24 protein-coding genes are annotated in these 24,258 nt (G+C 61.4%); 10 read left to right on the plus strand and 14 right to left on the minus strand.

Going from position 1 to position 24,258, the window contains the following annotated elements; translation table 11 throughout:
- Positions 1–221 precede the first annotated feature (221 nt).
- Positions 222–548 carry a DUF1820 family protein gene (locus ACHPFG_RS27690; RefSeq protein WP_003215457.1) on the minus strand — a complete coding sequence of 109 codons (327 nt, stop codon included), beginning with the start codon at positions 546–548 and terminating at the stop codon, positions 222–224.
- Positions 549–679: 131 nt separating this feature from the next.
- Here ACHPFG_RS27690 and miaB point away from each other — a divergent pair, with 131 nt between their 5' ends.
- From miaB to lnt, 5 genes are all read left to right on the plus strand, one after another.
- Positions 680–2,008 (plus strand): tRNA (N6-isopentenyl adenosine(37)-C2)-methylthiotransferase MiaB, encoded by a 1,329-nt coding sequence (miaB, locus tag ACHPFG_RS27695; RefSeq protein ID WP_053138071.1) that lies wholly within the window; start codon positions 680–682, stop codon positions 2,006–2,008.
- Positions 2,009–2,201: 193 nt separating this feature from the next.
- A complete protein-coding gene (locus ACHPFG_RS27700) occupies positions 2,202–3,206 on the plus strand; it encodes a PhoH family protein (protein ID WP_131700106.1) in 1,005 nt (334 codons plus the stop codon).
- On the plus strand, positions 3,199–3,657 hold the full coding sequence (gene ybeY / locus ACHPFG_RS27705) for an rRNA maturation RNase YbeY (protein WP_053138075.1): 459 nt from the start codon (positions 3,199–3,201) through the stop codon (positions 3,655–3,657). Before ACHPFG_RS27700 ends, ybeY begins: the two co-directional genes overlap by 8 nt.
- Positions 3,658–3,699: 42 nt before the next feature.
- Positions 3,700–4,539: an HlyC/CorC family transporter gene (locus tag ACHPFG_RS27710; RefSeq protein ID WP_005791724.1), complete on the plus strand. Its 840-nt coding sequence runs from the start codon at positions 3,700–3,702 to the stop codon at positions 4,537–4,539.
- 8 nt (positions 4,540–4,547) lie between these two features.
- A complete protein-coding gene (gene lnt, locus ACHPFG_RS27715; RefSeq protein WP_431701007.1) occupies positions 4,548–6,071 on the plus strand; it encodes an apolipoprotein N-acyltransferase in 1,524 nt (507 codons plus the stop codon).
- 34 nt (positions 6,072–6,105) lie between these two features.
- On the opposite strand, the gene ACHPFG_RS27720 is transcribed toward lnt, so the two are convergent.
- The gene (locus tag ACHPFG_RS27720) at positions 6,106–6,867 is read right to left on the minus strand and encodes a YdcF family protein (RefSeq protein WP_431701008.1); all 762 of its coding nucleotides are present in this window, start codon (positions 6,865–6,867) and stop codon (positions 6,106–6,108) included.
- A 97-nt stretch (positions 6,868–6,964) separates the two neighbouring features.
- Positions 6,965–7,282, minus strand: a complete 318-nt coding sequence (locus tag ACHPFG_RS27725) for a hypothetical protein (RefSeq protein WP_053138081.1) — start codon at positions 7,280–7,282, stop codon at positions 6,965–6,967.
- Between the two features lie 261 nt (positions 7,283–7,543).
- On the opposite strand from ACHPFG_RS27725, the gene leuS reads away from it, so the two are divergent.
- From leuS to ACHPFG_RS27750, 5 genes are all read left to right on the plus strand, one after another.
- Positions 7,544–10,150: a leucine--tRNA ligase gene (gene leuS / locus ACHPFG_RS27730; RefSeq protein ID WP_431701009.1), complete on the plus strand. Its 2,607-nt coding sequence runs from the start codon at positions 7,544–7,546 to the stop codon at positions 10,148–10,150.
- An 89-nt stretch (positions 10,151–10,239) separates the two neighbouring features.
- Positions 10,240–10,845, plus strand: coding sequence for an LPS assembly lipoprotein LptE (gene lptE / locus ACHPFG_RS27735; protein ID WP_339542683.1), 606 nt, complete (start codon positions 10,240–10,242; stop codon positions 10,843–10,845).
- A 39-nt stretch (positions 10,846–10,884) separates the two neighbouring features.
- Positions 10,885–11,922, plus strand: coding sequence for a DNA polymerase III subunit delta (gene holA, locus ACHPFG_RS27740; RefSeq protein ID WP_431701010.1), 1,038 nt, complete (start codon positions 10,885–10,887; stop codon positions 11,920–11,922).
- A gap of 208 nt (positions 11,923–12,130) precedes the next feature.
- Positions 12,131–12,295: an alternative ribosome rescue factor ArfA gene (arfA, locus tag ACHPFG_RS27745; RefSeq protein ID WP_003176285.1), complete on the plus strand. Its 165-nt coding sequence runs from the start codon at positions 12,131–12,133 to the stop codon at positions 12,293–12,295.
- A gap of 61 nt (positions 12,296–12,356) precedes the next feature.
- Positions 12,357–13,682: a lytic murein transglycosylase gene (locus ACHPFG_RS27750; RefSeq protein ID WP_431701011.1), complete on the plus strand. Its 1,326-nt coding sequence runs from the start codon at positions 12,357–12,359 to the stop codon at positions 13,680–13,682.
- 68 nt (positions 13,683–13,750) lie between these two features.
- Here ACHPFG_RS27750 and ACHPFG_RS27755 read toward each other — a convergent pair whose 3' ends face one another.
- The 11 genes from ACHPFG_RS27755 to rsfS all read right to left on the minus strand — a co-directional run bounded on the left by ACHPFG_RS27755 (position 13,751) and on the right by rsfS (position 24,230).
- Positions 13,751–14,671: a S66 peptidase family protein gene (locus ACHPFG_RS27755; RefSeq protein WP_431701012.1), complete on the minus strand. Its 921-nt coding sequence runs from the start codon at positions 14,669–14,671 to the stop codon at positions 13,751–13,753.
- Between the two features lie 139 nt (positions 14,672–14,810).
- A complete protein-coding gene (gene lipA, locus ACHPFG_RS27760; RefSeq protein WP_057444888.1) occupies positions 14,811–15,812 on the minus strand; it encodes a lipoyl synthase in 1,002 nt (333 codons plus the stop codon).
- Positions 15,813–15,838: 26 nt separating this feature from the next.
- On the minus strand, positions 15,839–16,486 hold the full coding sequence (gene lipB, locus ACHPFG_RS27765) for a lipoyl(octanoyl) transferase LipB (RefSeq protein WP_027605241.1): 648 nt from the start codon (positions 16,484–16,486) through the stop codon (positions 15,839–15,841).
- Complete coding sequence (locus ACHPFG_RS27770; RefSeq protein WP_017848340.1) at positions 16,486–16,761, minus strand: DUF493 domain-containing protein; 276 nt, start codon at positions 16,759–16,761, stop codon at positions 16,486–16,488. The genes lipB and ACHPFG_RS27770 overlap by 1 nt, the downstream gene beginning before the upstream one ends.
- A gap of 84 nt (positions 16,762–16,845) precedes the next feature.
- Positions 16,846–18,003: a D-alanyl-D-alanine carboxypeptidase family protein gene (locus ACHPFG_RS27775; protein ID WP_027605239.1), complete on the minus strand. Its 1,158-nt coding sequence runs from the start codon at positions 18,001–18,003 to the stop codon at positions 16,846–16,848.
- 180 nt (positions 18,004–18,183) lie between these two features.
- Positions 18,184–19,182 (minus strand): septal ring lytic transglycosylase RlpA family protein, encoded by a 999-nt coding sequence (locus ACHPFG_RS27780; RefSeq protein WP_141156097.1) that lies wholly within the window; start codon positions 19,180–19,182, stop codon positions 18,184–18,186.
- Positions 19,182–20,192 (minus strand): lytic murein transglycosylase B, encoded by a 1,011-nt coding sequence (gene mltB, locus ACHPFG_RS27785; protein WP_131700096.1) that lies wholly within the window; start codon positions 20,190–20,192, stop codon positions 19,182–19,184. Before mltB ends, ACHPFG_RS27780 begins: the two co-directional genes overlap by 1 nt.
- A gap of 17 nt (positions 20,193–20,209) precedes the next feature.
- Positions 20,210–21,313 (minus strand): rod shape-determining protein RodA, encoded by a 1,104-nt coding sequence (gene rodA / locus ACHPFG_RS27790; RefSeq protein WP_431703530.1) that lies wholly within the window; start codon positions 21,311–21,313, stop codon positions 20,210–20,212.
- 31 nt (positions 21,314–21,344) lie between these two features.
- Positions 21,345–23,243, minus strand: a complete 1,899-nt coding sequence (gene mrdA, locus ACHPFG_RS27795; protein WP_145336738.1) for a penicillin-binding protein 2 — start codon at positions 23,241–23,243, stop codon at positions 21,345–21,347.
- A gap of 15 nt (positions 23,244–23,258) precedes the next feature.
- Positions 23,259–23,726 (minus strand): 23S rRNA (pseudouridine(1915)-N(3))-methyltransferase RlmH, encoded by a 468-nt coding sequence (gene rlmH / locus ACHPFG_RS27800; RefSeq protein ID WP_003176297.1) that lies wholly within the window; start codon positions 23,724–23,726, stop codon positions 23,259–23,261.
- 9 nt (positions 23,727–23,735) lie between these two features.
- On the minus strand, positions 23,736–24,230 hold the full coding sequence (gene rsfS, locus ACHPFG_RS27805; protein ID WP_003176298.1) for a ribosome silencing factor: 495 nt from the start codon (positions 24,228–24,230) through the stop codon (positions 23,736–23,738).
- Positions 24,231–24,258: the final 28 nt, after the last annotated feature.

A 24,258-nucleotide genomic window follows, 5' to 3' on the forward strand; every position in this document is an offset into this window, starting at 1 on the left:
AACAGCGCGCTAATGCCCACGCTTCAAAAGCAAACTTTTTTGACGGCTCATTAATTAACAAGCGAAACTAAAACGCCACTAAAACAGGGGAAACGTCGAGGCACTTTCTTATTGGTATATTCATGACGCCCTCTCTGCATAAACAAAATCTGCTATTTTTCAAACAAAATGTCTATGCACGAGAGAGCAAAATCAGAAACGCCCTACAAAATAGTTGAAATTCACTTTTCAGGCATCGGCATCGGAAACGGCATGACATTGCTCATGCCCCGGGCTTCGCTGATTTTCGGCGTGCCCAGGCGCTCGACTTCGTCGATGCGCACAATCGAATGCATCGGCACAAAACTGCGCACCACGCCTTCGAACTGGGCCTTGAGTTTTTCCTCGCCAGGGTCGACGACCAGCTGCGTGCGCTCGCCAAAGACGAACTCTTCCACTTCCAGGAAGCCCCACAGATCACTTTGATAGATCTGCTTGGCGTACATTTCGAACACCTGGCCCTGGTTGAGGAAAATCACCTTATAGATTGGAGCTTCACGTTTGGTCATGGTGGGTGAGGAACACATGGGGGATATAAAAGAGGGCGCGAACTATAGCATGGCACCCGATGCACAGCGCTAGGAACCGATGGGCATGACCCCTATAATGCGCGGTTCTTTACCACCAGTTGACGATTCCCATGGCCAAGAAGCTTTATATCGAAACCCACGGTTGCCAGATGAACGAGTACGACAGCTCGCGCATGGTCGACCTGCTGGGTGAACACCAGGCCCTGGAAGTCACCGCCCGCGCCGAAGATGCCGACGTGATCCTGCTCAATACCTGCTCGATCCGTGAGCGAGCCCAGGACCGTGTGTACTCGCAGCTGGGCCGCTGGCGCGAATTGAAACTGGCCAACCCCGACATGGTGATCGCCGTCGGCGGTTGCGTGGCCAGCCAGGAAGGCGCCGCGATCCGCGACCGTGCGCCGTATGTCGACGTGGTCTTCGGCCCACAGACCCTGCACCGCCTGCCGGAAATGATCGACGCCGCACGCATCACCAAGCTGCCCCAGGTCGACGTCTCGTTCCCGGAAATCGAAAAATTCGACCACCTGCCCGAGCCGCGCATCGACGGGCCGAGCGCCTACGTGTCGGTGATGGAAGGCTGCAGCAAGTACTGCACCTTCTGTGTAGTGCCCTACACCCGTGGTGAAGAAGTCAGCCGGCCGTTTGACGACGTGCTCGCAGAAATCATCCACCTGGCCGAAAACGGCGTGCGCGAAGTGACCCTGCTGGGCCAGAACGTCAACGGCTATCGCGGCCTGACCCACGACGGGCGCCTGGCTGACCTGGCGGAGTTGATCCGCGTGGTCGCTGCGGTGGATGGCATCGAACGCATTCGCTACACCACCTCGCACCCGCTGGAATTCTCCGACAGCCTGATCCAGGCCCATGCCGAAGTGCCGGAACTGGTCAAGCACCTGCACTTGCCGGTGCAGTCGGGCTCGGACCGCATCCTCTCGGCGATGAAACGCAACCACACCGCCCTGGAATACAAATCCAAACTGCGCAAATTGCGCGCAGCGGTGCCAGGCATCTGCATCAGTTCGGACTTTATCGTCGGCTTCCCCGGCGAAACCGAGAAAGACTTCCAGCAGACCATGAAGCTGATCGAAGACGTCGGTTTCGACTTCTCCTACTCGTTCGTTTACAGCCAGCGCCCAGGCACCCCGGCGGCGGACCTGTTGGACGAAACGCCGGAAGCGCTGAAAAAAGAGCGCTTGAACGCGCTGCAACATCGCCTGAACCAGCAGGGTTTCGAGATCAGCCGACAAATGGTCGGTTCGATCCAGCGCATCCTGGTCACCGACTACTCGAAAAAAGACCCTGGCGAATTGCAGGGCCGCACCGAGAACAACCGGATCGTCAACTTCCGTTGCGACAATCCAACCCTGATCGGCCAATTTGCCGATGTGCACATCGATGCGGCGCAACCGCACTCGTTGCGTGGGTCGCTGGTGCAATAAGTGTGGGAGGGGGCCTGCCCCCGATGGCGGCGAATCAGAGCACTCATTGATTGCCGGCACACCGCTATCGGGGGCAAGCCCCCTCCCACATTGGAACCGTGCAACATTCCAATGACGTAAGTGCTTTCGTACCCGCGTCACTGGCGTTATCCTCTCTTTCACTTAAACAGCCAAAGGGCGGCTAAAAGCAACCTTGAACGCACCCATAGCAGAACCCCATCGTTTTCTCCTCGAGCCCTTTGAGGCTCGCCGTTTCGCCAACCTGTGCGGACAGTTCGACGAGCACCTACGCCTGATCGAACAACGCCTGAGCATCGAGATCCGCAATCGCGGCAATCAGTTCGAGCTTATTGGCGACCCCCAACACACCACGTCTGCAGAAAACCTGCTGCGTCGCCTCTATCGCGAGACCAAGGGCAGTGAACTGTCGCCGGAAACGGTGCACCTGTACCTGCAGGAGTCCGCCGTGGAAGACCTGGCCAACAACCCGGTGGCCGAAGCCAGCGTTGCCCTGCGTACCAAAAAAGGCATGATTCGCCCTCGCGGCTTGAATCAGCAGCGCTACGTCAAGGAAATCCTCGGCAACGACATCAACTTCGGCATCGGACCCGCCGGTACCGGCAAGACCTACCTGGCCGTGGCCTGTGCGGTCGACGCCCTCGAGCGCGAGCAAGTACGCCGTATCCTGCTGGTGCGCCCAGCGGTCGAGGCCGGTGAAAAACTCGGCTTCCTGCCCGGCGACCTGGCCCAGAAGATCGACCCGTACCTGCGCCCGCTCTACGACGCGCTGTACGAGATGCTCGGCTTTGAATACGTGGCCAAGCTGATCGAGCGCCAGGTGATCGAGATTGCTCCGCTGGCCTACATGCGCGGCCGCACCTTGAACAACAGCTTCATCATCCTCGACGAAAGCCAGAACACCACCGTCGAGCAGATGAAGATGTTCCTCACCCGGATCGGTTTCGGCTCCACCGCCGTGATCACCGGTGACGTCACCCAGGTCGACCTGCCCAAAGGCACCAAGTCCGGCCTGGCCCAGGTGATCGAGGTGCTCAAGGATGTGCCGGGTATCAGCTTCACGCATTTCATGCCCAAGGACGTGGTCCGCCACCCGCTGGTGCAGCGCATTGTCGAAGCCTATGAGCGCTTCGACCACCGCGATGACGCACCGGCCAAGGACGTTCGCCGCGATGCTTGAGCTTGACCTGCAGCTGGCCACCGAAGCGCCCGCCCCCAGCGAAGAACAGTTCCGGCAATGGTGCGCCCTGGCCCTGCGCCAGCGCACCGCCGACTCGGAACTGACCATCCGCCTGGTGGACGAGCCCGAGGGTCGCGAACTGAATCACACCTGGCGCCAGAAGGACTACGCGACCAACGTGCTGTCGTTTCCCGCTGACGTACCCGATGAGTTACTGGACATCCCCTTGCTGGGCGACCTGGTGATCTGCGTCGAGGTGGTCGAGCGTGAAGCGAAGGAACAAGGCAAGGAACTCGAGGCTCACTGGGCCCATCTAGTCATCCACGGCTGCCTGCATCTCTTGGGTTACGACCATATAGACGATGAAGAAGCCGAGGAAATGGAAGCACTGGAACGAACGTTGCTTGCAGAATTGGGTCACCCTGATCCGTATGCAGACGACGAAAACTGATCAACACTCAACTGTCACATCAAAGGATTTAGAGTAATCGCTATGAGCGAAGACCGATCGAGCAACGGGCAAAAGTCATGGCTGGGTAAACTGACCCAGGCTTTTGCCCACGAGCCGAAAAACCGCCAGGAGCTGCTGGAGCTGCTGCGCGAGGCCCATCAGAACAAGTTGCTGGACAGCGAAGCGCTGGCCATCGTCGAAGGCGCCATCCAGGTGGCTGACCTGCAGGTTCGGGACATCATGGTCCCGCGTTCGCAGATGATCAGCATCAAGGCGACCCAGACCCCACGGGAATTCCTCCCGGCCGTGATCGACTCGGCGCACTCGCGCTACCCGGTGATCGGTGAAAGCCATGACGACGTCATGGGTGTCCTGCTGGCCAAGGACCTGCTGCCGCTGATCCTCAAGGAGAACGGTGACAGCTTCAACATCAAGGACCTGCTGCGTCCGGCCACCTTCGTGCCCGAATCCAAGCGCCTGAATGTGCTGCTGCGCGAATTTCGCGCCAACCACAATCACATGGCCATTGTGATCGACGAATACGGCGGCGTGGCGGGCCTGGTGACCATCGAAGACGTGCTGGAACAGATCGTCGGCGACATCGAAGATGAGCACGACGTCGAAGAAGACAGCTACATCAAGCCGCTGCCCAGTGGTGACTTCCTGGTCAAGGCGCTGACGCCGATCGAGAACTTCAACGAGTTCTTCGACAGCGAATTCTCCGACGATGAGTTCGACACCGTCGGTGGCCTGGTAATGAGTGCGTTCGGGCATCTGCCAAAGCGTAACGAAACCACCGAGATCGGCGCCTATCGCTTCCGCATCCTGAATGCCGACAGCCGCCGCATCCACTTGATTCGCCTGACACCTATAGCCCGCTAAGGATTGATATGCGCCGTCTGACCCGCCCCGGCTGGCCCGGTAATTTGCTGGCCGTGGTGGCCGGCGCCATCACCACCCTGGCGCTGGCGCCGTTCGACCTGTGGCCATTTGCACTGGTCGCGGTCGGATTGTTCTATATCGGACTGCGGGAACTGACGCCGCGTCAGGCCTTGGGCCGTGGTTGGTGCTTCGGTTTCGGGCTGTTTGGCGCCGGTACCAGCTGGATCTACTACAGCATCCACCACTTCGGCGGCGCTTCGGTGCTGCTGGCGGGGCTCCTGATGCTGTTGTTCACCGCCGCCATTGCCTGGTTCTTCGCCCTGCCCGCCTGGCTATGGGCGCGCTGGTTGCGTCGCAATGAAGCACCGTTGGCAGATGCGCTCACGTTTGCCGCATTGTGGGTCGGCCAGGAAGCCTTTCGCGGCTGGTTCCTCACCGGATTCCCGTGGCTGTACTCCGGTTACAGCCAGCTCGACGGCCCGCTCACCGGCCTGGCGCCAGTGGGCGGCATGTGGCTGATTTCGTTTGCCCTGGCACTGACGGCGGCCCTGTTGTGCAACCTGCCGCGCCTGCTGGCGGCCAAGCGCAATGCCTTTATCGGCGCTGGCCTGGTGTTGCTGGTAGCGCCCTGGGCCATCGGCCTGGCGCTCAAGCATCATGCCTGGACCACGCCTTCCGGCGCGCCGCTGACCGTCGCCGCGATCCAGGGCAACGTCGAACAAAGCATGAAGTGGGACCCTGAGCAGCTCAATGCGCAGCTCGCGCTGTACCGCGACATGAGCTTCAGCTCCAAGCCGGTCGACCTGTTGGTGTGGCCGGAAACGGCGGTGCCGGTGCTCAAGGAGTCCGTCGAGGGCTACCTGGGGATGATGGGCAAGTTTGCGGCCGACCGGCACACCGCGTTGATCACCGGCGTGCCGATACGCCAGGAAGTGCATCACCAGAAGCGCTACTTCAACGGCATCACCGTGGTGGGTGAAGGTGACGGTACCTACCTCAAGCAGAAGCTGGTGCCGTTTGGCGAGTACGTGCCGCTGCAGGATATGCTGCGCGGCCTGATTGCCTTCTTCGACCTGCCCATGTCGGACTTCGCCCGTGGCCCTGCCGACCAGCCCATGCTGCAAGCCAAGGGCTATCAGATTGCGCCGTTCATTTGCTACGAAGTGGTGTACCCGGAATTCGCCGCCGGCCTTTCAGCCCAGAGCGACCTGCTGCTGACCATCAGCAATGACACCTGGTTCGGCCGCTCCATCGGCCCCTTGCAGCACCTGCAAATGGCGCAGATGCGTGCACTGGAGGCTGGCCGTTGGATGATCCGCGCCACCAATAATGGCGTGACCGGGTTGATCAACCCGTTTGGGCAGATCACCGTGCAGATCCCGCAGTTCGAACGCGGCATTCTCTACGGCGAAGTGGTGCCAATGCATAACCTGACGCCGTACCTGCAATGGCGCTCGTGGCCGCTGATCATCGTGTGCCTGGGGTTGTTTGGCTGGGCGTTGCTGGCAGGCCGGATGTCAAAAACCGTCTAACAGACAATGCAAAACCAATGTGGGAGGGACGGTGTTATCGATAGAACAACCGATACCCCACCTGCCCCACCGCCTCATTGATCAATTGCCCGCTCTGCCACACCGACTTGAACTCAGGCATCCAGCCGCCCAGCGGCCGGGCGTTGTCCACGCCCAGGAACCCCACCGGCGCCGGCACCACGGTGAAGCCGGCCTGTTCAAAACTCCACACCGAACGCGGCATGTGCCAGGCCTGGGTCACGACCACCACACGCTTGATGCCCTCAGGCAATAGAATCTCGGCACTCATCTGCGCGTTTTCCCAGGTGGTGCGGCTGCGCTCTTCCTTCCAGCGCACGGCAACGCCGAAGTCATCCTGCATCGACACCGCCATCAATTGTGCCTCGCTGGGCGGCGTGCCGTAATGCAGGCCGCCGGTCGTCAACACCGGCAGCCCGGAGGCCTTGGCCAATCGCGCGGCATACCGTTGGCGCTCCAGGCCGATACCGGTCGGCTGATCAGAACCCCATGCCGGGTCGCCGCGCTCGCGTCCCGAGCCCAACACCACAATGGCGTCGGCGCGCTGGGCCAGGGTCGACCAGTCTTCACGGGCCAACGGCGGTTCGGCCTCCAGGGCACGCGCGCCCCACTCCACCGTCACCGGCAGGCTGATCAACCACATGCCGCCAAACCCCAGGGCAAAGCAACAGCCGGCCAAACGTGGGCGACTGCGACGAAACCACCAGGCAAGGGCCAGCAGCAGCAAGAGGATGCCGGGTGGCAGGAGCAGTTGTTTGATGAAATAACGAATAGGCATCGGGCATCTCCAAAGATGCCCGAAGCCTAAGGTGTAACGGGGTTCAGCGACAATCTTTACAGTGACATGGCACGATGACGTGATTCAGGCGAGTGAACTACTTGAAGCGGGCGGACCGGAGCCTTTCCGGGCCACGACCGGCCGACAAGTCCTTGAGCCACACCACCTTGGCTGAGTGCGTAGGCTCTTTGGCTGGCGGGGTTGCCACCCAAGGAGGCGCACTGCGCTTGTTACGTTCCAGGTAAGCTTTGATCAGTTCCAGCTCCGCACGGCTCAAACCGCGCAGTTCCAACTCGACGGGCCGTTCATCACGCAATCGGCCCGCGGTCCTCGCTGCATCCAATGCACGACCCAATCGGTCGATCAGTCCTTCGTAGATTTCCGGTTTCGTTGCGATTCGCTGCGATTCGACCATCCCCTCACCTCATTGAAGAAAGACTTGCTCCCCAATAAACAGCGTAGTCCCCGTGGCTGCGCCTGCCCGGCGCCGCGACAGACGGCCCTCGCCGCGCAATCAGGGTTTCCCTCGATAGAGTGGGGTCATGTATGCTACGGCGCTTCCTGTAACTCCACTTCCCGCAGGGTTTGGGCACGGACGCGCCGCTTTTTGGTGTCGAACAACCTGAACGTTGCACCGAAGAGGATTAGGCCACCCCTATTCAGTTCAAAAGTAGCCATGCACGAACAATATCAGCCCCGTGAAATAGAAAATGCCGCCCAAACCTTCTGGGACGAGCAAAAGTCCTTTGAAGTCAGTGAACAGCCAGGCAAGGAGACTTTCTATTGCCTATCGATGTTCCCTTACCCCAGCGGCAAGCTACACATGGGGCATGTGCGTAACTACACCATCGGCGACGTGATCTCCCGCTACCAGCGCATGCAAGGCAAGAACGTCCTGCAGCCCATGGGTTGGGACGCCTTCGGCATGCCGGCGGAAAACGCCGCGATGAAAAACAACGTGGCCCCCGCCAAGTGGACCTACGAAAACATCGCCTACATGAAGACCCAGCTGCGCAGCCTGGGCCTGGCGGTGGACTGGTCCCGCGAAGTCACCACCTGCAAGCCGGACTACTACCGCTGGGAACAATGGCTGTTCACCCGCCTGTTCGAAAAAGGCGTGATCTACAAAAAAAGCGGCACCGTGAACTGGGACCCTGTCGACCAGACCGTCCTGGCCAACGAACAGGTGATCGACGGTCGCGGCTGGCGCTCCGGCGCGCTGATCGAAAAGCGCGAAATCCCGATGTACTACTTCAAGATCACCGCCTACGCGGATGAACTCTTGTCGAGCCTCGACGATTTGCCGGGCTGGCCTGAACAGGTCAAGACCATGCAGCGCAACTGGATCGGCAAGTCCAAGGGCATGGAAGTGCAATTCCCGTACAACGTCGACTCCATCGGCGAAGCGGGCGCACTCAAAGTCTTCACCACCCGTCCCGACACCCTGATGGGCGCGACCTACGTCGCCGTGGCCGCCGAGCACCCGCTGGCCACCCAGGCCGCACAGAACAACCCCGAGCTGCAGGCGTTCATCGCCGAATGCAAAGGCGGCAGCGTGGCTGAAGCCGACGTCGCCACCCAGGAGAAAAAAGGCCTGCCGACCGGCCTGTTCGTCGAGCACCCGCTGACCGGCGAGAAGTTGCCGGTATGGGTCGCCAACTACGTGTTGATGCACTACGGTGATGGCGCAGTAATGGCTGTGCCGGCCCACGACGAGCGCGATTTCGAATTCGCCACCAAGTACAACCTGCCGATCAAGTCGGTGGTGCGCACCAGTTCGGGCGACACCAACCCGGCGCCGTGGCAAGACGCCTACGGCGAGCACGGTACGCTGATCAACTCCGGTGAGTTCGACGGCCTGGACTTCGCCGGTGCCTTCGACGCCATCGAAGTTGCACTGATCAAGAAGAACCTCGGTGCCTCGCGCACCCAGTTCCGCCTGCGCGACTGGGGCATCAGCCGCCAGCGCTACTGGGGCTGCCCGATCCCGATCATCCACTGCGAAACCTGCGGTGACGTGCCGGTGCCGGAAGACCAACTGCCGGTCGTCCTGCCGGAAGACGTGGTGCCGGACGGCGCCGGTTCGCCATTGGCACGCATGCCCGAGTTCTACGAGTGCAGTTGCCCGAAATGCGGCCAGCCTGCCAAGCGTGAAACCGACACCATGGACACCTTCGTCGAGTCCTCGTGGTACTACGCTCGCTACGCGTCGCCTCATTACGAAGGCGGCCTGGTGGAAAAAACCGCAGCCGACCACTGGTTGCCGGTAGACCAGTACATCGGTGGTATCGAACACGCCATTCTTCACCTGCTGTACGCGCGCTTCTTCCACAAGCTGATGCGCGACGAAGGCTTGGTGAGCTCCAACGAACCGTTCAAGAACCTGCTGACCCAGGGCATGGTGATCGCCGAGACCTACTATCGTCGCGAAGCCAATGGCGCCTACACCTGGTTCAACCCGGCGGACGTCGAGCTTGAGCGCGACAGCAAAGCCAAGGTCATCAGCGCCAAACTGATCGCTGACGGCCTGCCGGTGGAAATCGGCGGCACCGAGAAGATGGCCAAGTCGAAGAACAACGGCGTCGACCCTCAGTCAATGATCGATCAGTTCGGCGCCGATACCTGCCGCCTGTTCATGATGTTCGCCTCGCCGCCTGACATGAGCGCCGAATGGTCCGACTCCGGCGTCGAAGGTTCGCACCGTTTCCTCAAGCGCGTCTGGCGCCTGGCGCACGCCCATGTCAGCCAGGGCCTGCCGGCCAAGCTCGACGTAGCGTCGTTGAGCGACGAGCAGAAACTCATTCGCCGCAGCACTCACCTGGCCATCAAGCAAGCCAGTCAGGACGTGGGCCAGAACCACAAGTTCAACACCGCCATCGCCCAGGTGATGACGCTGATGAACGTGCTGGAAAAAGCCCCGCAAGCGACCGAACAGGATCGCGCACTGGTGCAGGAAGGCCTGGAAACGGTCACCCTGCTGCTGGCGCCGATCACGCCGCACATCAGCCACGAACTGTGGAGCCGCCTGGGCCATAGCGATGCGGTCATCGATACACGCTGGCCGGTGCAGGATGACAGCGCCCTGGTACAGGACACGCTGCAACTGGTCATCCAGGTCAACGGTAAACTGCGTGGCCAGATCGACATGCCGGCCAGTGCCAGCCGTGAAGAAGTCGAAGCGGCCGCACGGGTCAACGAGAACGTGCTGCGCTTTACCGAAGGCCTGACGATCCGCAAAGTGATCGTGGTGCCTGGCAAACTGGTCAATATCGTCGCTAGCTAATCGGATCGGGCGTGGGGCTCAAGCCCTGCGCCGAACAAAGCCTTCAGGGCCTCGATAAGGCCCACATGGTTTCAAGGGGAGCAACAAAAATGATCAAACGCAATCTGCTGGTTATGGGCCTTGCCGTACTGCTGAGCGCTTGCGGCTTCCAGCTGCGCGGCACCGGCACCAATGACCTGACGATCAAGGAACTGGACGTCAGCGCTCGCGACGCCTACAGCGAGACCGTGACCCAGCTGCGCCAGGTCCTGCAAAACAGCGGCGTGCACGTCTACACCGGCGCGACTTACAAGCTGTTCCTGGCTAACGAGAAAGAAACCCAGCGCAACCTGAGCTACGCCAGCGCCGGGCGCGCGTCCGATATCGAACTGAGCACCGTGCTCAGTTTTGAAATCCAGGGCCGCGATCGCCTGCCCTTGATGAATGACGACATTCAGGTGCAGAAGATTGTCAGCCACGATGGTAACAACCTGGTGGGTTCGGACTCCGAAATCATCCAGGTGCGCAAGGAGATGCGTCGCGAGCTGGTGCAACGCATGGTCCTGCGCCTGTCGCTGCTGACTCCGCAACAACTCGAAACCTTGCAGCAACGCGCTGACGACAAGGCCAAGGCCGATGCCGACGCGCTGAAAGCCGCGAAAGAGTACGAAGACAACACGCCGAAACAATCGCCTGTTGAAGTACCTGTCGAGTAAGCCAGACGGGGCGCCCCAGGCGCCCCGCTCACCCTGCCTATGAAACTCGCCCCCGCCCAACTCGCCAAACACCTGCAAGGTGGCCTCGCGCCTGTCTACATCGTCAGCGGTGATGACCCGCTGCTGTGCCAGGAAGCCGCCGACGCCATCCGTACCGCCGCACGCCAGCAGGGCTTCGATGAACGCCAGGTATTCAGCGCCGACGCCAGTTTCGACTGGGGCACGCTGCTGCAAGCCGGTGCAAGCATGTCGCTGTTCGCCGAAAAACGCCTGCTGGAGCTGCGCCTGCCGTCGGGCAAGCCCGGCGATAAGGGCGCGGCGGCACTGATGGAATACTGCTCGCGGCCCGCCGAAGACACGGTGTTGCTGATCAGCCTGCCCAAGCTCGACGGCAGCGCGCAGAAGACCAAGTGGGGCAAGGCCCTGGTGGAGGGGGCGCACACCCAGTTCATCCAGATCTGGCCAGTGGACAGCAATCAGTTACCGCAATGGATTCGCCAGCGCCTGTCCCAGGCGGGGCTGTCCGCGACACAGGATGCAGTGGAGCTGATCGCCGCGCGGGTCGAAGGCAACTTGCTTGCCGCCGCTCAGGAGATCGAAAAGCTCAAGCTGATGGCCGAAGACGGGCAGATTACCGTCGAGACCGTCCAAGGCGCAGTAGCAGACAGTGCACGTTTTGACGTGTTCGGGCTGGTGGATGCGATCCTCAACGGCGAGCCCGCCCATGCCCTGCGCATGCTCGAAGGCCTGCGCGGCGAAGGGGTGGAGCCACCGGTGATTCTCTGGGCCCTGGCCCGGGAGTTGCGGGTACTGGCGAACATTGCCCTGCAATACAGTCAAGGCACGCCATTGGACAAATGCTTCAGCCAGGCTCGGCCACCGGTGTGGGACAAGCGCAAACCCCTGATGAGCAAAGCCCTGCAACGGCACTCGGCGCAACGCTGGGCGCAGCTGTTGCTGGAGGCGCAGCGCATTGATGCACAGATCAAGGGCCAGGCGGCGGGTTCACCGTGGATGAGCCTCAGCCGTTTGTCGCTGTTGATGGCCGGTCAGCGCCTGACATTGCCAGCGGAATAACCCTAGTTTCCACACACCACAGAACCAATGTGGGAGGGGGCTTGCTCCCGATGGCGGAGCTGAAGTCGACACATGTATTGACTGAAACACCATCATCGGGGGCAAGCCCCCTTCCACACTTTTGATTGCGTTTACAATTCATGGGCTTTACAGCGGCCTGACTTCGGCAGATTATTTGCGCCGCATCCCCCCATCAAGAGCATCGACCATGAGCAAAAAGCCATCCAAGCATGGCCCCAACAAGGCCAAATCCATCATCGCCCAGCCACTGTTCCGCAGCCGTCAGGAACGCGCCGGCAAAGGCAAAGGCAGCTACCGCCGCGAAGCCTTCCAGTCTAATAGCTGGGAGGCTTCTTACTTTCTGGCTGCCTGAAGGCAAGCGCCCCTCTGGCATGATAAGGTCTGTGCCTGATTTGTAATTCCTGGACCTGTGCATGCCCTCTTGTCTTTCCCGTCGTTGGCACCTTCGCCAATTGATCGCTGCCTCCAGCCTCATTCTGCTTGTCGCCTGCGCGGAAAAACCCACCGCCGCCGATGCCCAACCCTTGCCGAAGCTCCAGACCGCACCCGTGGTAGCACCTGCCGTCGTGGCCCCCCTGGCCGTGGACAATCTCGACATCCAACCGACCCAGACCTTTGCTGAATGGCAGGCTGGCTTTCGCGCGCAAGCCCTGCAGGCCGGCATCACGGCCGACGTTTTCGACACTGCATTCGCCAATGTCACCCCCGATATGGCGGTGATTCGCGCCGACCGCAGCCAGCCGGAGTTTTCCCGACCGGTGTGGGAATACCTCGACGGTGCCCTGTCGCCCGTGCGCGTACGCAATGGCCAGGCGTTGCTGGTCAAGTACGCCGACATCCTGCAAAGCATCGAGCAGCGTTATGGCGTCGACCGCCAGGCGCTGGTCTCGGTGTGGGGCATGGAGAGTAATTTCGGCCAGTTCCAGGGCAACAACTCGGTGATCCGTTCCCTGGCGACCCTGGCCTATGAAGGCCGCCGCCCGGCCTTTGCCCAGGCGCAATTGCTCGCGGCGCTGCAGATCATCCAGCACGGCGACATCGCCGCCGACCAGATGAAGGGCTCCTGGGCCGGGGCCATGGGCCAGACCCAGTTCATTCCGACCACTTACAACACCCACGCGGTGGACTTCGATGGCGACGGTCGCCGCGACATCTGGAACAGCCCGGCCGACGCCCTCGCGTCCACCGCGCACTACCTGCAAAGCTCCGGTTGGCAGAAAGGCCAGCCGTGGGGCTTTGAAGTCAAGCAATTGCCGGCGAACTTCGACTACGCCCTGGCTGACGGCGGCGTGCGCAAGAGCATTGCCGATTGGATGAAACTGGGCATTCAGCTGCCACCGGGCGCGAGCATGCCGCCGAACGTCGACCAACTGTCCGCCGCCCTGCTGCTACCGGCAGGCTACCGTGGCCCGGCGTTCCTGGTGCTGGATAACTTCCGCGCGATCCTCAAGTACAACAACTCGTCGTCCTATGCACTGGCAGTGGGTCTGTTGTCGGAGCGCTTTGGCGGCGGCGGTGTGATTCGTGGCGATTGGCCGAAGGATGAACTGCCGCTGAGCCGTTCCCAACGCATTGACCTGCAGACGGCGCTGAGCGCCAATGGCTACGACGCCGGCAACCCGGATGGGATTATCGGCGCCAACACGCGCAAGGCGATTCGGGCGGCGCAGCAGGCGCTGGGCTGGCCGGCGGATGGGTATCCGACGGTGAAATTGCTGGAGTCGCTGCAAAACCGATAGATCCGCGTATGGCGACTACCGCAATCGGGTGCTTGCCCCCGATTGCGGTGTCTCAAACGCCAACAGATTCAGGACCTGACCACCACATCCTGCTCCAACACCACCCGCTGCTCCCCCGCATCCAGCCGTACCAATGCGCCCATCGGCAGCGTCAGGTTCGGATCGCAATGCCCGCTGCGCCAGCCGGCCAGTACCGGTATGCGCAACGGCTCGAACGTCTGCTTCAGCAGGCGCTCCAGCGCAACGTTATCCACACCCGCCACATCCCCTGCCAGCACACCCGCGACCTGCGCCAACTTGCCCGCCAGACGCAGGTGGGTCAGCAGACGGTCAATGCGGTAGATCGGCTCATTGACGTCTTCGATAAACAGGATGATGCCTTCAGCATCTATTTCGTAAGGCGTCCCCATGACCGCCGCAATCATCGACAGGTTACCCCCCAGCAAGCGCCCACAGGCAATGCCAGGCTCAATCGTGGTCAGCGGGTACGCCACCGGGTGCGCCAGCACACTGCCGGCGCCCAGCTGGCCGCGCAGAAGGCCGAACAATGATGACTCGGTAGGTTGTTGTTTGCCGCCGAGCAGGTCGGCATTGAGCATCGGCCCGTGGAAGGTCACGAAACCGGCGTAACGGTTGATTGCCAGGTGCAGGGCGGTGATGTCGCTATAGCCGACGAACGGCTTGGGATTGGCCCGCAGCAGGTCGAAATCCAGCGCGTCGAGCAGCCGTGGTGTGCCGTAACCACCGCGCAGACAGAAGATAGCGTCGATGTGCGGATCGGCAAAAGCCGCGTGCAGGTCACGCAGGCGCACTGCATCGCTGCCGGCGAGGTAGCCGTCGCGTTCATAGACACCGGGGGAAATTCGCAGATCGTAGCCGCGCGTACGCATCCATTGGCCGGCCTTTTCAACGTCCAGCACGGCGGGGCCGGCGGGGGCGATCAGGGCGATAGTGCCTTCAGAACGAAGGGCTGGAACGGCTGCAGTCATACACAACTCTCCCTAACTAACGCAGAACGAAATGTGGGAGGGAGCTTGCCCCCGATAGCGGTGGATCAGCCAGCACATGTAGCGACTGACATACCGCAATCGGGGGCAAGCCCCCTCCCACACTGGATCTAAACCCCTCTCAGGAAACCAGGCTAGCCTTGACCAGCTTGGCCTGCTCGTCGGCGTGGTACGAAGAGCGTACCAACGGGCCCGAGGCGACGTTCTTGAAGCCCATCTTGTAACCTTCTTCGGCGAACCAGGCGAAGGTGTCCGGGTGCACAAAACGCTGCACCGGCAAGTGGCTGCGCGACGGTTGCAGGTACTGGCCCAGGGTCAGCATGTCGATATCGTGTTCGCGCATGCGCTTCATGACTTCGATCACTTCTTCATCGGTCTCGCCCAGGCCCAGCATCAAGCCGGATTTGGTCGGGATGTGCGGCATCATCTGCTTGAATTTCTGCAGCAGGGTCAGCGACCACTGGTAGTCCGAACCTGGACGCGCGGCCTTGTACAGGCGTGGCACGGTTTCCAGATTGTGGTTGAACACATCCGGCGGCTCGGCGGCGGTGATTTCCAGCGCGACGTCCATACGGCCACGGTAGTCCGGCACCAGGGTCTCGAGCATCACGTTCGGCGACAGTTTGCGGATTTCGCGGATGCAGTCGGCAAAGTGCTGGGCACCGCCGTCGCGCAGGTCGTCACGGTCAACCGAGGTGATCACCACGTATTTGAGTTTCAGGTCGGCGATGGCGATGGCCAGGCTTTCCGGTTCGTTGACGTCCAGTGGCTTCGGCCGGCCATGGCCAACGTCGCAGAACGGGCAACGACGGGTGCAGATGTCACCCATGATCATGAAGGTGGCGGTGCCGCCGGAGAAGCATTCGCCCAGGTTCGGGCAGGACGCCTCTTCGCACACGCTGTGCAGCTTGTGTTTGCGCAGCAAGGCCTTGATACGGTCGACTTCCGGCGAAACCGGGATGCGCACGCGGATCCAGTCGGGTTTTTTCGGCAATTCGGTGGTCGGGATGATCTTGACCGGGATGCGTGCAACCTTCTCGGCGCCGCGCAGCTTGACGCCGGCTTCCACCTTGGCACGCGGGGCCGGGGCCGGACGCTCGGTGATGTCCAGCGTCGGGATCATGGTTTGCACTGCATCAGTAGTCATAATCAGTCGATTCCGCCCGTGAGGGTCGTCTGCTCAGCATAGTCGAGGTGTTTGACGAGCTGCGCACGCAGCCGGGCACTTACCTCGGCAAATTTAATCGGTGTGGCGTGGTCGCTCAGTTGGGTCATCGCCAGCCCGGCATAACCGCACGGGTTGATCCGCCGGAACGGTGCCAGGTCCATGTCCACGTTCAGGGCCAGGCCATGAAAGGAACAACCGTGGCGAATGCGCAAACCGAGGGACGCGATTTTCGCGCCATCCACATACACACCGGGTGCATCGGGCTTGGCCGCGGCGCTCACGCCGTAACTGGCCAACAGCTCGATCAGGCAAGCCTCCATACGGCTCACCAGGTCGCGCACGCCAAAACCCAGCTTGCGCACGTCCAGCAGCAGGTACGCCACCAGTTGACCGGGCCCATGGTAAGTCACTTGGCCACCTCGGTCGACCTGCACCACCGGAATATCCCCCGGCAGCAGCAGATGTTCGGCTTTGCCGGCCTGGCCCTGGGTGAACACCGGCGGGTGCTCCACCAGCCAGATTTCATCGGGTGCCGAAGTGCCGCGTTCATTCGTGAACCGCTGCATGGCATGCCAGACGGGCTCGTAGTCCATCCGACCGAGCTCGCGAAAGCCCAGGACCTGTGACATCACAGCACCATGTGCACGAAGCCGGTGGCCCGCAGTTCGCTATTGATGTCGTAGAGCTGGTCTTGACCGGTCGCAACGATGTGCAACTGGATCGTGGTGTACTTACCGTTGGTGCTCGAACGCTCGTCCACCCGGTTGTCATTGATCGTCGCGTGTTTACGCACGATATCCAGAATCTTGTCTTTGTTGCCTACACCGGTATCGCTGATCACCTTGACGGGATAATCCGTCACCGGGAATTCGATCTTTGGCGCCTTTACTTCTTTATCGGTCATGGCAGAACGGCCTCGTAAGCGGTAAGCCGTGGCGACGGCAAAGCCCCGCGTCGGATCAACGCGGGGCTTTGCAGGTGCACACAATCAGTTGAACAAGCCGTAGAAGAATAGACGGATGCTATCCCACACGCGGCGGAAGATACCACCTTCGTCGACGGCGTCCAGCGCGATCAGGTCGGCGCTGTGCACCACCTTGTCGTCCAGTTTCACTTCGACTTTACCGATCACGTCACCCTTGGCGATGGGAGCAACCAATTGCGGGTTCATGGTCATGCTGGCAGCGAGCTTTTTCAGCTGGCCTTTAGGCATGGTCAGGGTCAGGTCTTCAGCCAGGCCGGCCTTGACCTGCGAGGTCGCGCCTTTCCACACCGGCGCGGTCGCCAGTTCAGCACCCTTCTGGTAGAAGGTCTGGGTTTCGAAGAAGCGGAAACCGTAGGTCAGCAGTTTTTGCGTCTCGGCCGCACGGGCCTGCTCGCTGTTGGTGCCGAAGACCACGGCGATCAGGCGCTGGCCATCACGTACCGCAGACGACACCATGCAGTAGCCGGCTTCGTCGGTGTGGCCGGTCTTCAGGCCATCGACAGTCTTGTCGCGCCACAGCAACAGGTTGCGGTTAGGCTGCTTGATGTTGTTCCAGAAGAACTCCTTCTGGGAGTAGATCGCGTAGTGCACCGGGTCGACACGAATGATCGCGCGCGCCAGGATCGCCATGTCGTGAGCCGACGAATAGTGCTCAGGGTTTGGCAGGCCGGTGGGGTTCATGAAGTGGCTGTTGGTCATGCCCAGGTCGGCCACAGTTTTGTTCATCATGTCAGCGAATGCGTCTTCGCTGCCGGCGATGTGCTCGGCCAGGGCGACGCTGGCGTCGTTACCGGACTGGATGATGATGCCGTGCAGCAGGTCGCTCACGGTGACTTGCGAGCCCACCTTGATGAACATCCGCGAACCGCCGGTACGCCAGGCGTTTTCGCTGACGGTCACCGGGTCGTTTTCGCCGATCTGGCCGCGACGGATTTCCAGGGTCGCGATGTAGGCGGTCATCAGCTTGGTCAGGCTGGCCGGTGGCAGGCGCTGGTCACCGTTGCTCTCGACCAGCACGTTGCCACTGGCGGCATCCATGAGGACCCAGGACTTGGCAGCCAGTTGCGGTGAAGCCGGCACCATTTCAACCGCCCAGGCGGCCGGGGTGATGATCAGCGAAAGAAGCAGGCACGTGCGTTTGGCTAAGGTGGTGATGTTCATCCGTCTCTCGAAATTGCTTATGGAAACTTGCCCTCGCGGGCAAAACTTATTCAGACAGCCCGCTACCAGACTGTCACGTGTTCGGTTGCACGCTCACCCCTTGCCCCTGGGTTTTTATTGTTCAACGAGCCAACAACCACGGCTCACACCCGCGCACGGACCTGAGCCATCAATCCTTTTTTATTCAGCGGTGACCACGCTGGGTTGCCCCAGGTTGGCCAGACGCACGCTGTTCTGCACTTGTGCGACCTCGCTCGGCGAACCGATCGGGCCCATACGCACACGGTGCAACGTTTGCTGGTTACGCACGATGGAGCTGATAAACACTGGCGCGCTGACCATGCTGCTGAGCTTGGACCTTAACAGTTCTGCCGCATCCGGGTTGGCGAAAGCGCCCACTTGCAGGTATTGCCCGCCCGCGACCGCGGCGCCTGGCGCCGCATGGGGCACGACCACGGTATCGGGTGCGTGCTGCTGCGGTGGCGGTGTCCACTGTTCGATCTTGCCGGTTGATGCCGTCACTTGCGGCTGCGCACTCTGCGGCTCGTTGAGCATCAACGGCGCGGGTTTGCCACGCTGGGCCCAGTACTGCGCCGGATCGATGCCTTCGACCTTGACCCGCGCGGTACCGGTTTCGGCATAGCCGAGTTTTTTCGCGGCGGCGTAGGACAAGTCGATGATGCGATCCGAATAGAACGGTCCACGGTCGTTGACCCGCAGGATCACCGTGCGGTTGTTGTCCAGGTTGGTCACGCGGACATAGCTGGGCAGCGGCAGGGTCTTGTGGGCCGCGCTCATGCCGTACAGGTCGTATACCTCGCCGTTAGCGGTGTTCTGACCGTGGAACTTGGTGCCATACCAGGACGCCGTGCCCGATTGCACGTAGGTCTTGGAGTCCTGCAACGGGAAGTAGGACTTGCCCAGCACCGTGTAGGGGTTGGCCTTGTATGGGCCGGTGTGCAGGGTCGGCGTGGCATCCGGGATCTTCGACACGTCGACATCCCACCACGGCGCGCCGTCTTTGTGCGCGCGGTTGATGTCCAGTCCTGGCTGGGAACGCACAGCCGTGCCGCCGGACTTCTGTACCGGGCCACGGCTGGTGGAACAACTGACGACGAGCAGGGACAACGCGGCGAACGCCACCAGCTTGAGCGGTTGATTGAACGGCGATGCCCGCATTACTTGTTGCCCCGTGCTTGGACCAGCATGTCTGACAGCTGATGCACGGCCATGGCGTACATCACACTGCGGTTATAACGCGTGATTGCGTAGAAATTCTTCAGGCCCATCCAGTATTCAGGGCCGTTTTCACCTTCGAGGCGGAACGCCGTCACCGGCATATCGTCGCGTGGCGCATTCTGACTCGACCAGCCCAGCGCCCGCAACTCCCCGACCGTCTTGGCCGGCTCAATGCCCTGGGTCAGGCCTTCATCGGCGTGCTCCCCGGTGACATCGGCGCGGATCACCACCGGCTCGCCACCGACCCAACCATGGCGCTTGAAGTAGCTGGCCACACTGCCGATGGCATCGTCCGGGTTGCTCCAGATATTGATATGCCCGTCGCCGTCGAAATCCACCGCGTAGGCGCGAAAGCTGCTCGGCATGAACTGCGGCAAGCCCATCGCACCGGCGTAGGAGCCTTTGAGGGTCAGCGGGTCGACCTGCTCTTCACGGGCCAACAGCAGGAATTCACGCAGTTCCTTGCGGAAAAAGTCGGCGCGCGGCGGGTAATCGAAGCCCAGGGTCGACAGGGCGTCGATCACCCGGTAACTGCCAGTATTGCGCCCGTAGAAGGTTTCAATGCCAATGATCGCAACGATGACCTGGGCCGGCACGCCGTATTCCTGCTCGGCGCGGGCCAGCACGGCCTCGTGCTGGCGCCAGAAGTCCACACCCCGGGCCACGCGGGCGTCGGTGAGGAACATAGGGCGATATTCGCTCCACTGTTTCACGCGCTCGGCGGGGCGAGAGATAGCATCGAGGATCGCCTGCTTGCGCTGCGCTTCGCGAAACACGCCCATCAGCTGTTCACCGGCGAAACCGTAGTCGCGGGTCATTTCACCGACGAACTCGGCGACCTGGGGTGAGCCATCGTAGTCACCGGCCTGCGCCTCCTGCGTTGCGCCCAGCAGCCCAATCAGGCCCATCCAGGACGCATGCCGAGTCGCCCAGCCGCGCATTACTTGCATTGACATCTTCACCTTATTCAAACCTGTGCGATCCACTTGCGATGCGTATGAATCGACATCAAAACCCCAAACGCTGACAGCAATGTCACCAGCGAAGTTCCGCCGTAGCTAATGAACGGCAACGGCACCCCAACCACCGGCAGCAGGCCACTGACCATACCGATGTTGACGAAAACGTAAACAAAAAAAGTCATGGTCAGGCTGCCGGCGAGCAATTTGCCGAACAGCGTCTGCGCCTGTGCGGTAATCACCAGGCCACGACCAATCAATAACAAATAGATCAGCAACAACGCGCAAATGCCTACCAGGCCGAACTCTTCGCCCATCACCGCAATAATGAAGTCGGTGTGGCTCTCGGGCAAAAAGTCCAAATGCGACTGGGTGCCCAGCAGCCAGCCCTTGCCAAAGACCCCGCCGGAACCGATGGCCGCCTTCGACTGGATAATGTTCCAACCGGTGCCGAGCGGGTCGCTTTCGGGATCGAGGAAAGTCAGGATTCGCTGCTTCTGGTAGTCGTGCATAAAGAAGAACCACATGGCCACGGCCACCGGTACTGCCGCCGCCAGCACGCTGAGGATCCAGCGCCAGCGCAAGCCGCCCATGAACAGCACGAACGCACCGCCGGCCAGGATCAGCAGCGAGGTGCCGAGGTCAGGCTGACGCACGATCAGCACAAACGGAACCCCGATCAGGATCAGGCTGATACCCACGTGCTTGAGCTGCGGCGGTAAGGTGCGCTTGGACAGGTACCAGGCGATAGTCGCCGGCATCAGGATCTTCATGAATTCCGACGGCTGGAAGCGAATCACCCCCGGAATGTTGATCCAGCGGGTCGCGCCCATGGCGTTGTGGCCCATGACGTCCACCACCACCAGCAGCAATACGCCGGCGACATAGCCGAGCGGCACCCAGCGCGCCATGAAACGCGGCTCCAGTTGGGCGATCACCACCATCGACAGCAGGCCCAGGCCGAACGACGACGCCTGCTTGATCAGCAAGTCCCAGTTCTTGCCGCTGGCCGAATACAGCACGAACAGGCTGCCCGCCGCCAGGGTCAGCAGCAGGATCAGCAACGGACCATCAATGTGCATGCGCTGCAGCAGCGTCGCGCGGCGACGCATCACATCCTCGCTGGAGAGGATGCGGTCAAAATTACTCTTCACTGGCCGTAACCTCTGGGGTTGAAGGGGGACCGCCATATTCGGGCTTGAGCCTGCCGTCGTCGGCCAGCAACCAGGCGTCCATCACCTGGCGCACCACAGGCGCCGCCACACCGGAGCCGGACTCGCCGTTCTCGACCATCACCGCCACCACGATTTTCGGGTCGTCGGCCGGGGCAAAACCCACAAACAAGGCGTGGTCGCGGTGGCGTTCCTGGACCTTGGAGCGGTCGTATTTCTCGCCCTGCTTGATCGCGACCACCTGGGCGGTACCACTTTTGCCGGCGATACGGTATTGCGCACCGATCGCCGCCTTGCGCGCGGTACCGCGTGCGCCATGCATAACCTGCTGCATGCCGTGGTTGACCTTGGTCCAGTCGGACGGGTCGCGCAGCACGATGTCAGGGATGGGGTTTTCATCCAAAGGCTTTTCGCCTTCGATGGTCCGGGCCAGGTGCGGGCGGTTCCAGATGCCTTTGTTGGCCACCAGCGCCGTGGCCTGGGCCAGCTGCAAAGGCGTGGCCTGCATATAGCCCTGGCCGATGCCGAGGATCAGGGTTTCGCCCGGGAACCACGCCTGGCGGCGGGTCGCACGCTTCCACTCCCGCGATGGCATCAGGCCAGGGGATTCTTCGAACATATCCAGGGAGACTTTCTGACCGAGGCCGAACTTGCCCATGTAGGCGGACAAGCGGTCGATCCCCAGCTTGTGGGCCAGGTCGTAAAAATAGGTGTCGTTGGAACGCATGATCGCCGTATCCAGGTCGACATAGCCGTCACCGGTGCGGTTCCAGTTACGGTATTTGTGATCGTAGTTGGGCAGCATGTAGTAACCAGGGTCGTAGACCCGGCTCGATGCAGTCACCACACCGGCGTCCAGGCCGGCAATCGCCACCGCCGGCTTGATGGTCGAACCCGGCGGGTACAGGCCGCGCAGTACGCGGTTGAACAGCGGCCGGTCGATGGAATCGCGCAGCTCGGCGTAGGCCTTGAAGCTGATCCCGGTGACGAACAGGTTGGGGTCGAAACTCGGCTGGCTGACCATCGCCAGCACTTCGCCGGTCTTCGGGTCCAGCGCCACCACCGCGCCACGCCGGCCGCCCAGCGCCATCTCGGCCGCTTCCTGCAGCTTGATGTCCAGGCTCAGCACAATGTCCTTGCCCGGCACCGGGTCGGTACGCTTGAGCACCCGCAGCACGCGGCCGCGAGCATTGGTCTCGACTTCTTCGTAACCCACCTGGCCGTGCAGCTCGGGCTCGTAGAAACGCTCGATGCCGGTCTTGCCGATATGGTGGGTGCCACTGTAATTGACGGGATCGAGGCTTTTCAGCTCTTTCTCGTTGATCCGTCCCATGTAGCCGACGGAGTGGGCAAAGTGCGGCCCTTGGGGATAGTGGCGCACCAACTGTGCCACTACTTCCACTCCCGGCAGGCGGAACTGGTTCACCGCGATCCGCGCGATCTGCTCTTCGGTCAGCTCGAACAGGATCGGCACCGGCTCGAATGGCCGACGCCCCTGCTTCATGCGTTTCTCGAAGATCACCCGGTCTTCCGGGGTCAGTTGCAACACCTCGACGATCACATCGAGGACCTGCTGCCAATCACCGGAACGTTCGCGGGTCATGCTCAGGCTGAAGCTGGGCCGGTTATCCGCCACCACCACGCCATTGCGGTCGAAGATCAGCCCACGGGTCGGCGGAATCGGCTGCACATGCACCCGGTTGTTCTCCGACAGCGTGGAGTGATAGTCGTACTGGATCACCTGCAGGAAATACAGGCGCGCAATCAGCACCCCGATCAAACCCACCACCATAAAAGCGCCAAACACCACACGCGCGCGTACTAGACGTGCGTCTTTCTCGTGGTCCTTGATGCGGATCGGCTGGGTCATCGGGAGGGGCGCAGATTATTTGTGGTAAGGGTGCCCGGACAGAACTGTCCAGGCGCGATACAGCTGTTCACCAATCAGGATCCTTACCAACGGGTGCGGCAGCGTCAGCGCCGACAGCGACCAGCGCTGGTCCGCCCGCGCGCAGACTTCCGGCGCCAGCCCTTCGGGGCCGCCGACCATGAAGTTGACGGTGCGCGAGTCCAGGCGCCAGCGATCCAGTTCCACCGCCAGCTGCTCGGTGCTCCAGGGCTTGCCGTGCACTTCGAGGGTGACGATGCGCTCGTTGGGACCGACCTTGGCCAGCATGGCTTCGCCTTCCTGACGGATAAAGCGCGCCACGTCGGCATTCTTGCCCCGGGTGTTGAGCGGTATCTCTACCAGTTCCAGCGACAGCTCGGCGGGCAGACGCTTGGCATACTCGTGCCAGCCTTCTTCCACCCACTTGGGCATGCGTGAACCGACAGCAATCAGACGCAGGCGCACAGCCGTTCCTTATTCCTGGTCTTTGTTGAGCTTGTCGAAGTGCGCGTGCCCCACTTCCGGGCTGTGGTGCTTGCCATCGGCGGCACGGCTCTGCTCGGCGCCTTTCCACAGACGCTCCAGGTCGTAGAACTGACGGGCGTTGGAAGTCATCATGTGAACGATTACGTCGTCCATGTCCAGCAGCACCCAGTCGCTGTCGCCCTTGCCTTCTTCACCCAGCGGCTTCACGCCTTGGGCTTTGACGGCTTCGCGAACCTTGTCCAGCATCGCGCCGATCTGGCGATTGGAGGTACCGGTGGCGATGATCATGAAGTCGGTGATGCTCTGCTTGTCGCGCACGTCCAGGACCTGGATGTCCTGGGCCTTCACGTCTTCCAGGGCGGCAACGGCGACTTTTACCAGCTCTTCGCCAGCCAGTTCAGGCCCAACGTGGGCTTCAACCGGCAGCGGGGCGCTTTTGAACGTGCCTTTGCGTTTTACTTTGCTTACGTCTTTGTTCGTCATAAAAAACTCGTTTTGCTCGTATGTTCGG

Source organism: Pseudomonas sp. BR20, assembly GCF_050780135.1.
Lineage (GTDB): Bacteria > Pseudomonadota > Gammaproteobacteria > Pseudomonadales > Pseudomonadaceae > Aquipseudomonas.

What these genes read in the sequence shown, in the direction of transcription:
- ACHPFG_RS27690 (WP_003215457.1), bottom strand. Translation starts at nt 548, where the DNA reads ATGACCAAACGTGAAGCTCCAATCTATAAGGTGATTTTCCTCAACCAG.
- miaB (WP_053138071.1), top strand. Translation starts at nt 680, where the DNA reads ATGGCCAAGAAGCTTTATATCGAAACCCACGGTTGCCAGATGAACGAG.
- ybeY (WP_053138075.1), top strand. Translation starts at nt 3,199, where the DNA reads ATGCTTGAGCTTGACCTGCAGCTGGCCACCGAAGCGCCCGCCCCCAGC.
- ACHPFG_RS27710 (WP_005791724.1), top strand. Translation starts at nt 3,700, where the DNA reads ATGAGCGAAGACCGATCGAGCAACGGGCAAAAGTCATGGCTGGGTAAA.
- lnt (WP_431701007.1), top strand. Translation starts at nt 4,548, where the DNA reads ATGCGCCGTCTGACCCGCCCCGGCTGGCCCGGTAATTTGCTGGCCGTG.
- ACHPFG_RS27720 (WP_431701008.1), bottom strand. Translation starts at nt 6,867, where the DNA reads ATGCCTATTCGTTATTTCATCAAACAACTGCTCCTGCCACCCGGCATC.
- ACHPFG_RS27725 (WP_053138081.1), bottom strand. Translation starts at nt 7,282, where the DNA reads ATGGTCGAATCGCAGCGAATCGCAACGAAACCGGAAATCTACGAAGGA.
- leuS (WP_431701009.1), top strand. Translation starts at nt 7,544, where the DNA reads ATGCACGAACAATATCAGCCCCGTGAAATAGAAAATGCCGCCCAAACC.
- lptE (WP_339542683.1), top strand. Translation starts at nt 10,240, where the DNA reads ATGATCAAACGCAATCTGCTGGTTATGGGCCTTGCCGTACTGCTGAGC.
- holA (WP_431701010.1), top strand. Translation starts at nt 10,885, where the DNA reads ATGAAACTCGCCCCCGCCCAACTCGCCAAACACCTGCAAGGTGGCCTC.
- arfA (WP_003176285.1), top strand. Translation starts at nt 12,131, where the DNA reads ATGAGCAAAAAGCCATCCAAGCATGGCCCCAACAAGGCCAAATCCATC.
- ACHPFG_RS27750 (WP_431701011.1), top strand. Translation starts at nt 12,357, where the DNA reads ATGCCCTCTTGTCTTTCCCGTCGTTGGCACCTTCGCCAATTGATCGCT.
- ACHPFG_RS27755 (WP_431701012.1), bottom strand. Translation starts at nt 14,671, where the DNA reads ATGACTGCAGCCGTTCCAGCCCTTCGTTCTGAAGGCACTATCGCCCTG.
- lipA (WP_057444888.1), bottom strand. Translation starts at nt 15,812, where the DNA reads ATGATCCCGACGCTGGACATCACCGAGCGTCCGGCCCCGGCCCCGCGT.
- lipB (WP_027605241.1), bottom strand. Translation starts at nt 16,486, where the DNA reads ATGTCACAGGTCCTGGGCTTTCGCGAGCTCGGTCGGATGGACTACGAG.
- ACHPFG_RS27770 (WP_017848340.1), bottom strand. Translation starts at nt 16,761, where the DNA reads ATGACCGATAAAGAAGTAAAGGCGCCAAAGATCGAATTCCCGGTGACG.
- ACHPFG_RS27775 (WP_027605239.1), bottom strand. Translation starts at nt 18,003, where the DNA reads ATGAACATCACCACCTTAGCCAAACGCACGTGCCTGCTTCTTTCGCTG.
- ACHPFG_RS27780 (WP_141156097.1), bottom strand. Translation starts at nt 19,182, where the DNA reads ATGCGGGCATCGCCGTTCAATCAACCGCTCAAGCTGGTGGCGTTCGCC.
- mltB (WP_131700096.1), bottom strand. Translation starts at nt 20,192, where the DNA reads ATGCAAGTAATGCGCGGCTGGGCGACTCGGCATGCGTCCTGGATGGGC.
- rodA (WP_431703530.1), bottom strand. Translation starts at nt 21,313, where the DNA reads ATGCGTCGCCGCGCGACGCTGCTGCAGCGCATGCACATTGATGGTCCG.
- mrdA (WP_145336738.1), bottom strand. Translation starts at nt 23,243, where the DNA reads ATGACCCAGCCGATCCGCATCAAGGACCACGAGAAAGACGCACGTCTA.
- rsfS (WP_003176298.1), bottom strand. Translation starts at nt 24,230, where the DNA reads ATGACGAACAAAGACGTAAGCAAAGTAAAACGCAAAGGCACGTTCAAA.